Raw genomic sequence first — 13,925 nt, forward strand, 5'->3', positions numbered from 1 at the left:
CCCTTCTCCCCTTGTGGGAGAAGGTGGATTGGCGCGACGCGCCAAGACGGATGAGGGGTGCCGGAAGAAATGAGGCGTCGGCGTTCCCTGGAACACCCCTCATCCGACCGAGCGTCGCTCGGCCACCTTCTCCCACAAGGGGAGAAGGAAGCGGCGCCCTACTTGCCACGCGCCCGCTCCTCGGTCTGCGCCGCCAGTATCTTCTTCACCTCGGCGACCAGATCGCCTTCCGCCACGGTCACCTGCGCCGGCCGTGCGGCGCGCCATTCGGCGTTGTCGGCGATCTCGGCCGACATTTTCACGCCTTCGATCAGATCCTTGATCTGCACCTCGCCTTTGGCGCGCTCGTCGCCGCCCTGGATGACGGCGACCGGGCTGCCGCGACGGTCGGCATATTTCAGCTGCGCCTTCATGCCGGCGCCGCCGAGGTACATTTCCGAGCGGATGCCGGCGGCGCGCAGCTCGGCCACCATCTTCTGGTAGCGGCCGAGGCTTTCCGTATCCTTGTCCATGGTCAGCACGACGACCGGCGCGATGACATCGGAAGTATCGAGCTTGCCGAGGTTCTTCAGCGCCGTCATCAGCCGCGAGACACCGATGGAAAAACCGGTCGCCGGCACCGGCTCGCCGCGAAAGCGCGAGACGAGACCGTCATAACGGCCGCCGCCGCCAACCGAGCCGAAGCGCACGATCTGGCCGTCCTCGTTGGGGATCTCGGCCAGCAGCTCGGCCTCGTAGACCGGGCCGGTGTAATATTCGAGGCCACGCACGACGGAGGGATCGATGCGAATGCGATCCTCACCGTAGCCGCTTTGTGCGACCATGGTTCTTATCTGCTCCAACTCTGCAAGACCCTCAACAAACGAGGCATTCGTTATGCCGAGATGTTCGAGTTTCCTTTCCTCGACAAGATTGCTGAGCCCTGGGGTGATAGATCCCAGTGTCTGGACAATTTGTTCGGGATCATGCTGCGCCATGACCGTGAAATAGCTGATCACAACATCGATTTGAGCGTTACCCAGCCCGGCACCCTTGGTAAAATCACCGCTCTCGTCCTTGCGCCCGGCGCCCAAAAGCAGACGAACCCCCTCGACGCCCAGCTTGTCCAGCTTGTCGATCGCCCGCAGCACCTGCAGCCGGCGGCCAGCGTTCTCGTCGCCGCCGAGGCCGATCGCCTCCAGCACGCCGTCGAGCACCTTGCGATTGTTGACGCGGATGACGTAGTCGCCGCGCTTGATGCCGAGCGCCTCCATCACGTCGGCCATCATCATCGCCATCTCGGCATCGGCCGCGACACCCGGCGTGCCTACCGTGTCGGCGTCGAACTGCATGAACTGGCGGAAGCGGCCGGGGCCCGGCTTCTCGTTGCGGAACACCCAGCCGGAGCGATAGCTGCGATAGGGTTTCGGCAGGCGCTCGAAATTCTCGGCGACAAAGCGCGCCATCGGCGCGGTCAGGTCGTAGCGCAGCGACAGCCACTGGTCGTCATCGTCCTGGAACGAGAACACGCCCTCGTTCGGCCGGTCCTGGTCGGGCAGGAATTTGCCGAGCGCATCGGTGTATTCGATCAGCGGCTGGTCGACCGGCTCGAAACCGTAGAGCTCAAAGACCGAGCGGATCGTCGCCATCATCTTCTCGACGGCGCGGAGATCGTCGGCGCCGCGGTCGACAAAGCCGCGCGGCAGCCGCGCTTTCATCTTTTCGGATTTGTCGGCCATGGGATGGGTACTTTGCTATGTAAACGGTGACTTATTTCGGGTCGGCGTGTCCTACCGATGCAGCCCGGAGAAGGCAAGGGTTTGCGCCTTTTCCGCGATGTCGCGGGACCAGTTGGTTCGCAAACGTCGCGCCGCCCCTCATCCGCCTGCCGGCACCTTCTCCCCGTATAGTGACGGGGAGAAGGGGACTTGTCGCAGCCTCGGCGCTACTTGTGCAACGCTGTGATTGGCGAAACCACCGGCGGAGGCGTCCTTTCTCCCCGTCCCTATACGGGGAGAAATGCCCGGCAGGGCAATGAGGGGCAGCGCAAAGCCATCAGGCAAGGCGACCATCCCCGAAACAAACCGCATCACAAATGAAACAATTGCGCCATGCGCGCGGCATCGTGCCGACACAATCCGGGCCGATAAGCGCGCCGAAACAAGGGGCTCGGGGCCATGGCCACGCTACAGAAGTTCGACATCATCGATAGCGGCGCACGCGACGCCTCGGCCCGGGTGCGGCCGGCCGATGGTTATGCGCCGAAGGCGAAGCAAATCGCCGGACCTTTCGAGATCGCGGCGCAACAGCGCAGCGGACCGACCATGCGCGACGTGCTGATGACCGGACTGCTGGTGATCTATCCGGTGTTCGCCGCGCTGGCGGCCATCCTTGCCGGGTTTTTCCTCGCCGGCGCCGGCGGCGCCTGAGCCGCTATTTCGGCCGCTTGAACGCTTTCCGTTCCGCCTCGACCGGCTCGCGGCAGACGCAACCCTCGAGATGGTCGTTGACCAGCCCCATCGCCTGCATGAAGGCGTAGACAGTGGTCGGGCCGACAAAGCTCCAGCCGCGCTTCTTCAGCTCTTTCGAAATGCGGACCGAGACGGCCGTCGTCGGATTGGCGCGCAAATGCGCGAGGTCGACGATCTCGGGCCGCTCGTCGGGGCCGGGTTCGAAGTTCCAGAACCAGGCGGCCAGCGAGCCGGCCTCGTCGATGAGCTCGCGGGCGCGCTTGGCGTTGTTGATGGTCGAAACGATCTTGCCGCGGTGACGGATGATGCCGGCATTGCCGAGTAGGCGCTCGACATCGGCGTCAGTGAAGGCGGCGATCTTGTCGACATCGAAGCCGGCAAACGCCTCGCGGAAATTGTCGCGCTTGCGCAATATGGTCAGCCAGGACAGGCCCGACTGAAAACCTTCGAGGCAGATCTTCTCGAACAGGCGGCGGTCGTCGGCGACCGGCCGGCCCCATTCGTGGTCGTGGTAGTGCAGATAATCCGGCAGGTTGCCGTGCCAGAAGCAGCGGGCGATGCCGTCGGGACCGGCAAGCAGACCTGTCTTTTCATCCATGGCGGAATTCCGTTCGTGTCTTGGCGTTAACGCGTTTTGACGCGGGCTTTACCGCGGCTTTACCAGATTCCTGAACCGGGCGGTAACCACACCAAAAGCTTTACTGACAGATCGGCATTTTACGCATTCCGATTCATGTTTCGGTTGCCGCTTCGCGCCCAATGTCGGCGAAATCGGGGAGGCTTTGCACCCCGGCATGTTCGACGATCAAGGTGCGTTGCGATGAAGACATTCTTGTTCCCCCTGTTCGGCGCCGCGGCCGTGCTTGCGGCCGGCGCCGCCAATGCCAACGACCGCTATGCCGAGAGGCCGCCGGTGGTGGTCAGCCCAGATCTTTCGGCGCCCTGGGTGCTGCAGCTCGGCCATGCGCCGGGCATCGTGCGGCAGAGCCGGCAAGAGGCGCAGCCGCAACGGCGCTACCGGCGGCTGGCCGAACCCGATCAGCTGCGCACCGCAGCGGTGCAGGCGCCGGCCAAGCGCATGGTGATGCGGCCGCAGATCGACCCGATCTATCTGCCGCAGGAAGTCGCCTATGACGGCCCGCAGAAGCCGGGCACGATCGTCATCGATACGCGAGAGAATTTCCTCTATCTGATCGGGAAAAACGGTAAGGCGCGGCGTTATGGCGTCGGCACCGGCAAGCCGGGCTTCGAATGGTCCGGCACCCACAAGGTCACCAACAAGCGCGTCTGGCCGGATTGGCGGCCGCCGGCGGTGATGATCGCCCGCGAAGCCGCCAAGGGCCGTTATCTGCCGACCTATCTCGCCGGCGGCATGGAAAACCCGCTCGGCGCACGCGCGCTCTATCTCGGCTCGACCGAGTACCGTATCCACGGCACCAATCAGCCCTGGACGATCGGCGGCGCGGTGTCGTCGGGCTGCATCCGCATGCGCAACGAGGACGTGGTCGACCTTTACGAGCGGGTCAATGTTGGCACGACGGTTGTAGTGATGTAATCTGCGGTTGACCTCACCGATGATTCTGCTCAGAAGCCTCGGGAGCATTGAATAACGGGGGACGGGCCGTGTGGGGATGCGGCCAGTCACGAAAGGGCAGCGCGGCAAGCCGTGCTGCCCTTTTTGTTTCCGCCAGCAGGAATTGACGGGAAGATTTTGCCGGCACGTCGCGCGACCGGCATGACGGTTCGCTTTTCGCGCTGCCTTTTCGCGGTTGCTTTGCTATGTGGCGGCTAAAATCCAGATAAAGGCCCCATCCCGATGTCCCTTTCCGATGACAGCCGCTATCTCAGAGGCGGCCCGGTTGCCCAACGCATCATCGCCGGCGTGCGCGAGGACGCGGCGATCGCCACCGCCGAAGGCTTTCCGGCCAAGCTGGTGTCAGTCACCGTCGGCGATACCGCCGCGGTCGACGTCTATGTCCGCAACCAGCGCGCCAAGGCCGGCTTGGCCGGCATCGGCTTCGAGGAAAGGCGCTTTCGCGCCGACATCACCGCCGGCGAGCTGGAAGCGGCAATCCACGGGCTTAACGCCGACCCGCGCGTCACCGGCATCATCATCCAGCGGCCGGTGCCGGTGCACATTCCGATCAAGACGCTGCAGGCGGCGGTGCATCCGCTCAAGGATGTCGAGGGCATGCATCCGGCCTCGATCGGCAACATCGTCTACAACCAGCTCGACCTGGCGCCCTGCACCGCCGCCGCTTCGGTCGAACTGCTCAGGGAAACCGGCCTCGACCTCAAGGGGCTCGAGGTGGTGGTCGTCGGCCATTCCGAGATCGTCGGCAAGCCGATCGCGTTCCTTTTGATGAGCGAAGGCGCGACGGTGACCGTCTGTCACCACATGACGCGTTCGGTGGCGGCACACGCACGCCGTGCCGACGCACTGTTCGTCGCGGTCGGCAAACCGCGGCTGATCAAGGCCGACATGGTCAAGCCGGGCGCTGCCGTGATCGACATCGGCATCAATTCGGAGATCGGGCCGGACGGCGAGAGCCGCATCGTCGGCGACGTCGATGCCGAGAGCGTCAGGCATGTCGCGTCCTGGATCACGCCGGTGCCGGGCGGCGTCGGCCCGATCACTGTGGCGATCCTGCTGCGCAACACGATGGTGGCCCTCAGCCGGCAGCGTGCCCGCTATCAGGCGACTTATGGCGTAGTTGACAGGCTCGCGGCGGAATAAAGACCCGCAGGCGCCAAGCCCCCTCACCCAGCCTCCGCTTCGCTCGGCTGACCTCTCCCCGAGGGGAGAGGAGATCGCCAGCGTTGGTGCCACCCTCTTCTCCCCAGCGGGGAGAAGGTGGACGCGAAGCGGCCGGATGAGGGGCCTGACGCCCACGACCATCCTGTTACTCAGCCGCAACCAGCTTTTCTTCCGGAACGCCTTCCGGCTTCGGCCCGCCATAGGCCCAGGCGAGCAGCTTTATCGTATGCACCACCGGCAGCTTGGCGGCAGAAGCGATCTGGGTGATGCAGCCGATATTGCCGGTGGCGACGATTTCGGCACCGGTCGCCTCGATATTCCTGACCTTGCGGTCGCGCAGCGTTGCCGAAATCCCGGGCTGCAGGATGTTGTAGGTGCCGGCCGAACCGCAGCACAGATGCCCTTCGCGCGGCTCGCGCACGACGAAGCCGGCACGGACCAGAAGCTCCTTCGGCTGGCGGGTGATCTTCTGGCCGTGCTGCATCGAGCAGGCTGAGTGATAGGCGACGATGGTGCCCGGCTTGCGGACCGGCTCGGGCAGGTCGAGGCTTGCCAGATATTCGGTGATGTCCCTGGCCAGCGCCGAGACGCGCGCGGCCTTGTCGGCATAGGCCGGATCGAGGCGCAGCATGAAGCCGTAATCCTTGATGGTGGTGCCGCACCCGGATGCGGTGATGACGATGGCGTCGAGTCCGCCCTGCTCGACGGCGCGCGTCCAGGCGTCGACGTTCCGTCGGGCCGACGCCAAGGCAGCGTCCTCGCGCCCCATATGATGCACCAGCGCGCCGCAGCAGCCCTCGCCCTCGGGCACCACGACCTCAACGCCAAGCCGGGTCAGCAGCGAAATCGTCGTGTCGTTGATGCCGGGATCGAGCACGGATTGCGCGCAGCCGGTGAGGATGGCGACGCGGCCATTTTTCTTCGCGCCCTGCCCGGCATGGACGCCCGGCGAGGCCATCGGCGAGACTGCCGGGACCGACGCCGGGGCCAGCTTCAACATCGCGCCCAAAGGCTTCAATGCCTGGATTTTCTCAAACAGGCCGGCGAATGGCTGGCCGAGCTTCGCCAGCTTGAGCGCCGCGCGGAAACGCGAGGGATAGGGCAGCACGAAGGCCAGCAGGGCGCGTGTCAGGCGATCGGCCAGCGGACGCTTGTAGGTCTCCTCGATGTGGACGCGGGCGTGGTCGACCAGATGCATGTAGTTGACGCCCGACGGGCAGGTGGTCATGCAGGCGAGGCAGGACAGGCAGCGGTCGATATGGGTGACGATCTGCTTGTCGGCCGGCCGTCCGTTTTCCAGCATGTCCTTGATCAGATAAATCCGGCCGCGCGGCGAATCCAGTTCGTTGCCGAGCGTCACATAGGTCGGGCAGGTGGCGGTGCAGAAGCCGCAATGCACACATTTGCGCAGGATCTTCTCCGATTCCGCGACATGCGGATCGGCGAGCTGGGCAGCTGAGAAATTGGTCTGCACGTAAACGAATCCTTACCGTTTGAGCATGATCTTTTCCCAAAACCGGTACCCACTTTTGGGGATCATGCTCATAATCCCAGAAACCAGCTTTCCGGGTTCTTGACCGCCTCGCCGCGCTGCAGCGCCTGCAGGCCGAGAATGCAGCGGGCGATGAACCAGACGGCAACGGCAACCATCAGCACGACACCGATGACCACGACCATCAACAGCGCCGAGATCAGTGCATAGAGCAGGCCGATCCAGAAGGTGCGGATCAGGAATGTGTAATGGCTCTCGACGAAGCCGCCGGCCTTGCCGCGATTGATATAGGCCAGGACGACGCCGACAATGCCGCTGACGCCGATGGCTAGGCCGGCGAGATAGAGGATGTAGATGACCAGCGCGTTGGTCGGGCCGGGCTCCAGCCAGCGGTCGGTCTGGCGTGACGTACCGTTTTGGCCTGGATCGCTCATTGTGCTCCTCCCTCGGTTGCCGGCGCGAGAGTAGCAGAGCTTGCGCCCGGCGCCATACGGCCGGGATTGAGGATATTCTTCGGGTCGAATTCGGCCTTCAGCCGCGCCGACAGTGCTGCCAGTTGCGGCGCTTGCGGTTCGAACACCGGCACGGCGGCGCGGTGCGAAGGGGTTGCGCGCACCAGCGTCGCATGGCCGCCGCCATGTCTTCTGATCAGGCCGCGCAACAGGCCAGCCTCGGGATCGTCCTGCTGCATGCGCAGCCAGATCAGCCCGCCCTGCCAATCGTAGAAGGCATCGACCGGGGCCTGCATGCGCAGCGCCAGCACCATCTGGTGGCCCCGCGACGGCGCCATCGAGACGCGCCACACCGGCCTTTCGCTGCCATCGGCGAACGGCGCGCAGTCGCGGACATCGCGCCAGACCGAGTACGAGACCGAACCGGAAATCTCCTGCAGCGGCCCAGCGTTTTTCAGCAGGTCTTTCAGCGCGGCAATGCGGTAAGCGACCGACGGGCCGAAGCCCTCGATGCGCAGCAGCGTCGCGGCATCGCTGCCGAGACTGCCGCCAGCGACCCTAGCTGCGACCCGTTCGGGAAGATGGGCAGCACTCGACACTTCGGCGCTGGAACCCAGCGCCAGCGCCATGGCGGCGGCGGCGTGATCGTCGAGCAGGCCGCGGATGGCAAGCGTGACTTCGGTCTCGGCAGCAGGCAGCACCTTGAAGGTGACGTCGGTGAGCACCGCCAGCGTGCCCCAGCTGTTGGCCATCAGCTTGGACAGATCGTAGCCGGTGACGTTCTTGACGACGCGGCCGCCGGACTTGAAGGCCTCGCCGCGCCCGGAAACGGCCGCTATGCCGAGGATATGGTCGCGCGCAGCACCCACCTTCAGCCGGCGCGGGCCGGAAAGGTTCGCGGCGAGTGCGCCGCCGATCGTGCCTCGCGCTGGCTCACCGCCGAGCAGCGGGCCGTAATCCATCGGTTCGAAGGCAAGTTGCTGGCCGTTTTCGGCAAGCAGGCTTTCGATTTCGGCCAGCGGCGTGCCGGCTTTTGCCGACAGCACCAGTTCGGCCGGCTCGTAAAGCATGACGCCGGAGAGTTTGGAAAGGTCGAACGTATGCTCGCCCTGCTGCGGCCGGCCGATACCGCGCTTGGAGCCGTGGCCGAGGATTTCCAGCGGTGCGTCTTCCGCCGCGGCCCAGGCGACGGTGGAGAGGACTTCGGCTGCGGTGGTGGGGACGAAGGTGGTCATGAGGCGGATGCGCCAATGGCAAATGCAAAGACGTCGCGTTCCTTCGCGCCCCCCTCTGTCCTGCCGGACATCTCCCCCTCAAGGGGGGAGATCGGACGTCGCGTCTGGCTTCGCCAATCGTCAATATTGAAAGAAGGCTGAGGCGTGCAAGCTGCCAATCTCCCCCCTTGAGGGGGAGATGTCCGGCAGGACAGAGGGGGGTGTTCAAGCGCCAACATACCCACTCAAAACCTCGGAATGTCCGGAAACGCCACTTGCCCGCGATGCACGTGCATCCGCCCGAGCTCGGCGCATCGCCTCAATTGCGGGAAGACCTTGCCGGGATTCAAAAGATGGTTGGGGTCGAAGGCGCATTTGACGCGCATCTGCTGGTCGAGGTCGATCTGGTTGAACATTTCCGGCATCAGGTCGCGCTTCTCGACGCCGACCCCGTGCTCGCCGGTCAGCACGCCACCGACCTTGACGCAGAGCCGCAATATGTCGGCGCCGAAACTCTCCGCCTTGTCGAGTTCGCCCGGCGCGTTGGCGTCATAGAGGATGAGCGGGTGCAGATTGCCGTCGCCGGCGTGGAAGACATTGGCGACGCCGAGCCCGTATTTCTCCGACAGCTCGCGCATGCCGGCGAGCACGCGCGGCAGTTCCTTGCGCGGGATGGTGCCGTCCATGCAGTAGTAGTCGGGCGAGATGCGGCCGACCGCCGGGAAAGCCGCCTTGCGGCCGGCCCAGAAGCTCAGCCGCTCCTGCTCCGATTGCGAAATGCGGCATATGGTCGAGCCGTTCCTATAGGCGATGGCTTCGACCAGGCCGATCAGGTGATCGACCTCGACACCCGGCCCGTCCAGCTCGACGATCAGCAGCGCCTCGACATCCAAGGGATAGCCGGCCTGGACGAAATCCTCGGCGGCGTGGATGGCCGGACGGTCCATCATCTCCATGCCGCCCGGAATGATGCCGGCGCCGATGATGTCGGCAACGCATTGGCCGGCCTGCTCGCTGGTCGGGAAACCGATCAGCAGGGCACGCGCCGTCTCCGGCTTCTTCAGGATGCGTACGGTGACCTCGGTTACGACGCCGAGCAGTCCTTCGGAGCCGGTCATGACGCCGAGCAGGTCGTAGCCTTCCGCGTCGAGATGGCTGCCGCCGAGGCGCACCACCTCGCCATTCATCAGCACCATCTCGATGCCGAGCACATTGTTGGCGGTGAGACCGTATTTCAGGCAGTGCACGCCGCCGGAATTTTCCGCGACATTGCCGCCGATCGAGCAGGCGATCTGGGAGGATGGATCGGGGGCGTAATAGAAGCCCTCCTGCTCGACGGCGGTGGTGATGCCGAGATTGGTGACGCCGGGCTGGGCGACGACGACGCGGTTCTGAAAATCGATCTCGAGGATGCGGTTGAAGCGGCTCATCACCAGCAGCACCGCGTCTTCGAGCGGCAGCGCACCGCCGGAGAGCGAGGTGCCGGAGCCGCGCGGCACGACGCGGATGTTGCGGTCGCTGCAATATTTCAGCACCCGCGAGACCTGGGGCACGGTTTGCGGCAGTACAACGACGAGCGGCAATTGCCGGTAGGCGGTGAGCCCGTCGCTCTCGAAGGCGCGCATGGCATTGGCGGCGTCGACGACGCCCTCGCCCGGCACCATGATGCGCATATCGGCGACGATCTCGTCGCGCCGGCGCATCGTGGCGTCGTCTGGTTTCGGCATGGCAAGGCCGGACATCGACAGCCTCCTTCGATCGACTGGTAAAAATCTTTTACCAGCGACGGTGGTCGCTTGCAAATGCCGCTTTGGCCGGGATGAGAGGCCTATGGCCGAGACAGCCTTCCGCAGCGGCAATCTGCCGCTGCGCCCCACACTACTCGCCCGGCTGCTTGCCTGGTTCGGAGTGCATGCGGCGGACGCGGCGCACGCCCCACCAGACGAGCACGATGGCGAGCGGCACCGAGGCGGCGGTGACCATTTCCGGCGCGAAGGCATGGCCGAAGATCGAGGCGCCCTTGGCGACGTAGCCGATGAGCCCGACGACATAGTAGGAAACCGCGGCGACCGAGAGCCCCTCCACCGTCTGCTGCAGCCGCAATTGCAGGCGGGCGCGATTGTTCATCGATGCCAAAAGATCGCGGTTCTGCTTCTCGACCTCGACGTCGACCCAGGTGCGCAGCAGTGTGGTGGCACGGGTGAGCTTCGTCGACAGGTTGGCCTGACGCTCCTCGACCGAACGGCAGGTACGCATCGCCGGCGCCACGCGGCGCTGCAGAAAACCGCCCCAGGTGTCGTAGCCGGGCACTGCCTCTTCGTCGAGCGCCTCCAGCCGTTCGCGCACGATGCCGTCATAGGCGCGGCTGGCGCCGAAGCGGTAGAGGCTGGAGGCGGCATCGGCCTCCAGCTCGGCGGCCAGTTCGGTCAAGTCGGCAAGTAGCGTCTGGCTGTCGCGGGTCTCGGCGACCTTCATTTCCAACGTGGTCTGGGCCAGCCTGTCTTCGATGCGGCGGGCGCGACCGGACAGCGTCAGGGCCAGCGGCAGCCCAAGCATGGCCAGCGTGCGGTAGGTCTCGATGTCGATCAGCCGCTGCGACAGTGCCCCGGTGCGCGCCGGGGTCAGGCCGCGGTCGAGCACCAGCATGCGGGTCAAGCCGTCGCCATCCTGACGGAAATCGGTGACGATGGCCGCGTTGCCGCGCTCGACCAGCGAATAGCACAGGCTGGTCGGGTCGAAGCCGGCGATCAGTTTTTCGTTCGCCGGCGTCCATTTGCGGATCTCCAGCCTGATGCCGGAAATCACCGTGCCCGGCGGCGAAAACCCGTTGCCGAAGGGTGTGTCTTCTTGCCCCCTGCCGTTTTCGGCGAGCGGGCCTTCCCAGAGATAGGTCGAGAATTCCGTGTGGCGTTCCCAACGCAGCGAGCCCTTGCCCCATTTCATCGCGTGGTGGCGGGCGTGAGGGTCGGGCGCGGCAATGCCGAGGCGTCGCGACAATTCGGAAAGCACGGCCTGATCGATCCCGGATCCAGCTTCGGTCATGAAGGAAAGCTGCACCAGCACGCGCGGCTTTTCGACCAGCGGCTGCGGCCGGGCGTGGACCTCGCCGAGCGCGCCCGGCCGACCTTCATGCGCCGGAAAGCCCATGACGGTGCCGCCCACGGCTTTGGCGCGCAGCTGGAATTCGAGGTTGGAAGGGTCGGCGTCTGGCACGGCTGGTCCCCCGGGCTTCTGTGAGCCCTTTGGCAATGATGTCCCTCTAGAGCGGTCCATCGTTTCACGGAAACGGCGAACCGCTCTATCTCTTTGATTCTGCGCAATTCCGGACGGAAAACCGTTTCACACTTTTCCTGGTTGCTCTAGAGGCAATCTCCAGAGGGCGCAAACAGCCAGTTTAGCTCAAGCTGATATGAAGCCGCGGCTGTGAAACGGACCCGGCCCCGGCGAATTGGATAAATAATTTGACCAGTTGGCGACGCTGGCTTTATCTTGCGCGACATCGGTTCAACCCCCAGGCATCCCGTTTGAGCGACATTTTCTCCCGGATCGAGCATTCGCGCACCGCCGACGAGGTGGTGCAGCAGATCGAGAGCCTGATCCTCGAAGGCGTCCTGCGCACCGGCGACCGGCTGCCGGGCGAGCGCGAACTGGCGCGCCAGTTCGAGGTGTCGCGGCCGATCCTGCGCGATGCCTTGAAAGCCTTGGAAGGGCGCGGGCTGTTGACGACACGGCCAGGCGGCGGCACCCATGTCGCCGATGTCATCGGCCAGCTGTTCACCAAGCCGGTGACCGACCTGATCTCGATGCATCGCAAGGCGGTGACCGACTATCTGGAGTACCGCCGCGAGATCGAGGCGGTGGCGGCGGAATATGCGGCGCGCCGTGCCACATCGGACGATCTGGCGCTGCTCGACCGCATCATGGCACGTATGGACGAGGCGCACCGGACCGGCAATTTCGACGACGAGGCGGAAATCGACGTCGAGTTCCACCACGCGATCTGCGAATGCGCGCACAACATCATCCTGCTGCACACGCTGCGCTCCTGTTATCGGCTGCTGTCGGAAGGCGTGTTCCAGAACCGGCGGCTGGTGTTCAACGTGCCGGGCGCGCGCGAGACGCTGCTTTCGCAGCACCGGGCAATCTACACGGCGGTCAAGGCCGGCGATCCGGCTGCGGCGCGGCAGGCGGCGATGGACCACATCTCCTACGTCGAACGATCGATGGCCGAGGCCGAGCGCAGCGGCGACTGGCAGCGCGTGTCGCGGCTGAGGCTCAGGCAGCGCTCCGAGCCCGGTGGCGGTGAGCCGGCAAGAAAACAGCCGTAGGCACCGCCCAGAAAATTCAACGACGAACCAGCGAAGAACCAGCGGAAAAAAGATCCATGAGCAGCATTCTCACCATCGCCGACCTCAAGGACCTGGCGCGCCGCCGCGTGCCGAAGATGTTCTTCGACTACGCCGATTCCGGCGCCTGGACCGAAAGCACCTACCGGGCCAACGAAGAGGACTTCCAGAAGATCAAGTTCCGCCAGCGCGTGCTGGTCGACATGGACAATCGCTCGCTGGAATCGACCATGATCGGCGAGAAGGTGGCGATGCCGGTGGCGCTGGCGCCGACCGGCATGACCGGCATGCAGCATCCGGACGGCGAGATGCTGGCGGCGCAGGCTGCGGAGGAATTCGGCGTGCCGTTCACGCTGTCGACAATGAGCATCTGCTCGATCGAGGATGTCGCGTCGGTGACCAGGAAGCCATTCTGGTTCCAGCTCTATGTGCTGCGCGACAAGGATTTCGTCTTCGATCTGATCGACCGTGCAAAAGCGGCGAAATGCTCGGCGCTGGTGCTGACGCTCGACCTGCAGATCCTAGGCCAGCGCCACAAGGATATCCGCAACGGGCTTTCGGCGCCGCCGCGGATGACGCCGAAGCACATCTGGCAGATGGCGACCAGGCCGCGCTGGTGCGTCGGCATGGCCGGGACAAAGCGCCGGAGCTTCCGCAACATCGTCGGCCATGCCAAGGGCGTCGGCGACCTCGCCTCGCTGTCGTCGTGGACGAAGGAGCAGTTCGATCCGCACCTGTCGTGGAAGGACGTCGCCTGGATCAAGGAGCGCTGGGGCGGCAAGCTGATCCTGAAAGGCATACTCGACAAGGACGACGCGCTGATGGCGGCCAGGACGGGTGCCGATGCGATTATCGTTTCCAACCATGGCGGCCGCCAGCTCGACGGCGCCTCGTCGTCGATCATGGCGCTCGAAGAGATCGCCGACGCCGTCGGCGACACGATGGAGGTGCATATGGACGGCGGCATCCGCTCCGGCCAGGACGTGCTCAAGGCGCTGTGCCTCGGCGCCAAGGGCACCTATATCGGACGGCCTTTCCTGTACGGCCTCGGCGCGCTCGGCAAGGAAGGGGTTACCAAGGCGCTGGAAATCATCCGCAAGGAGATGGACATAACGCTGGCGCTGTGCGGAAAGCGCCTGGTCACCGACATGGGCAAGGATCAGCTTCGGCGCTAAAGTCCCGTGACGGCATGATCATGGAGGCGACGCAGGCA

12 protein-coding genes are annotated in these 13,925 nt (G+C 64.8%); 5 read left to right on the forward strand and 7 right to left on the reverse strand.

Translation table 11 applies throughout. The features are described from left to right. Positions 1 to 158: 158 nt before the first annotated feature. Complete coding sequence (gene hisS / locus NKJ73_RS26265; protein WP_352571599.1) at positions 159 to 1,718, reverse strand: histidine--tRNA ligase; 1,560 nt, start codon at positions 1,716 to 1,718, stop codon at positions 159 to 161. Between the two features lie 438 nt (positions 1,719 to 2,156). Here hisS and NKJ73_RS26270 point away from each other — a divergent pair, with 438 nt between their 5' ends. Then, positions 2,157 to 2,408 (forward strand): hypothetical protein, encoded by a 252-nt coding sequence (locus tag NKJ73_RS26270; protein ID WP_352571600.1) that lies wholly within the window; start codon positions 2,157 to 2,159, stop codon positions 2,406 to 2,408. Positions 2,409 to 2,412: 4 nt separating this feature from the next. Here the strand turns inward: NKJ73_RS26270 and NKJ73_RS26275 are convergent, their stop codons facing one another. Continuing rightward, the gene (locus NKJ73_RS26275) at positions 2,413 to 3,048 is read right to left on the reverse strand and encodes a DNA-3-methyladenine glycosylase I (protein ID WP_352571601.1); all 636 of its coding nucleotides are present in this window, start codon (positions 3,046 to 3,048) and stop codon (positions 2,413 to 2,415) included. 222 nt (positions 3,049 to 3,270) lie between these two features. Here NKJ73_RS26275 and NKJ73_RS26280 point away from each other — a divergent pair, with 222 nt between their 5' ends. Both NKJ73_RS26280 and NKJ73_RS26285 read left to right on the forward strand, forming a co-directional pair. Continuing rightward, on the forward strand, positions 3,271 to 4,005 hold the full coding sequence (locus tag NKJ73_RS26280; RefSeq protein ID WP_352571602.1) for a L,D-transpeptidase: 735 nt from the start codon (positions 3,271 to 3,273) through the stop codon (positions 4,003 to 4,005). Between the two features lie 261 nt (positions 4,006 to 4,266). Beyond that, on the forward strand, positions 4,267 to 5,187 hold the full coding sequence (locus NKJ73_RS26285; RefSeq protein WP_352571603.1) for a bifunctional 5,10-methylenetetrahydrofolate dehydrogenase/5,10-methenyltetrahydrofolate cyclohydrolase: 921 nt from the start codon (positions 4,267 to 4,269) through the stop codon (positions 5,185 to 5,187). Positions 5,188 to 5,353: 166 nt separating this feature from the next. Here NKJ73_RS26285 and glcF read toward each other — a convergent pair whose 3' ends face one another. The 5 genes from glcF to NKJ73_RS26310 form a co-directional block, all read right to left on the reverse strand. Beyond that, on the reverse strand, positions 5,354 to 6,682 hold the full coding sequence (gene glcF / locus NKJ73_RS26290; protein WP_352571604.1) for a glycolate oxidase subunit GlcF: 1,329 nt from the start codon (positions 6,680 to 6,682) through the stop codon (positions 5,354 to 5,356). A gap of 68 nt (positions 6,683 to 6,750) precedes the next feature. Then, positions 6,751 to 7,134 carry a DUF4870 family protein gene (locus tag NKJ73_RS26295; protein WP_023680455.1) on the reverse strand — a complete coding sequence of 128 codons (384 nt, stop codon included), beginning with the start codon at positions 7,132 to 7,134 and terminating at the stop codon, positions 6,751 to 6,753. After that, positions 7,131 to 8,387: an FAD-binding protein gene (locus NKJ73_RS26300; RefSeq protein ID WP_352571605.1), complete on the reverse strand. Its 1,257-nt coding sequence runs from the start codon at positions 8,385 to 8,387 to the stop codon at positions 7,131 to 7,133. The genes NKJ73_RS26295 and NKJ73_RS26300 overlap by 4 nt, the downstream gene beginning before the upstream one ends. 224 nt (positions 8,388 to 8,611) lie before the next feature. After that, entirely contained in the window at positions 8,612 to 10,108 is a 1,497-nt protein-coding gene (locus tag NKJ73_RS26305) for an FAD-linked oxidase C-terminal domain-containing protein (protein ID WP_352571606.1), read from the reverse strand. A 136-nt stretch (positions 10,109 to 10,244) separates the two neighbouring features. Then, a complete protein-coding gene (locus NKJ73_RS26310) occupies positions 10,245 to 11,579 on the reverse strand; it encodes a DUF3422 family protein (protein ID WP_352571607.1) in 1,335 nt (444 codons plus the stop codon). Between the two features lie 311 nt (positions 11,580 to 11,890). Between NKJ73_RS26310 and NKJ73_RS26315 the strand changes: the two genes are divergently transcribed. Both NKJ73_RS26315 and NKJ73_RS26320 read left to right on the forward strand, forming a co-directional pair. Further along, positions 11,891 to 12,694, forward strand: coding sequence for a FadR/GntR family transcriptional regulator (locus NKJ73_RS26315; protein WP_352571608.1), 804 nt, complete (start codon positions 11,891 to 11,893; stop codon positions 12,692 to 12,694). Between the two features lie 56 nt (positions 12,695 to 12,750). Then, a complete protein-coding gene (locus tag NKJ73_RS26320; protein WP_352571609.1) occupies positions 12,751 to 13,887 on the forward strand; it encodes an alpha-hydroxy acid oxidase in 1,137 nt (378 codons plus the stop codon). Positions 13,888 to 13,925 lie beyond the last annotated feature (38 nt).

Origin of the sequence: Mesorhizobium sp. M0074 (assembly GCF_040322975.1) — a bacterium.
Classification (GTDB): domain Bacteria; phylum Pseudomonadota; class Alphaproteobacteria; order Rhizobiales; family Rhizobiaceae; genus Mesorhizobium.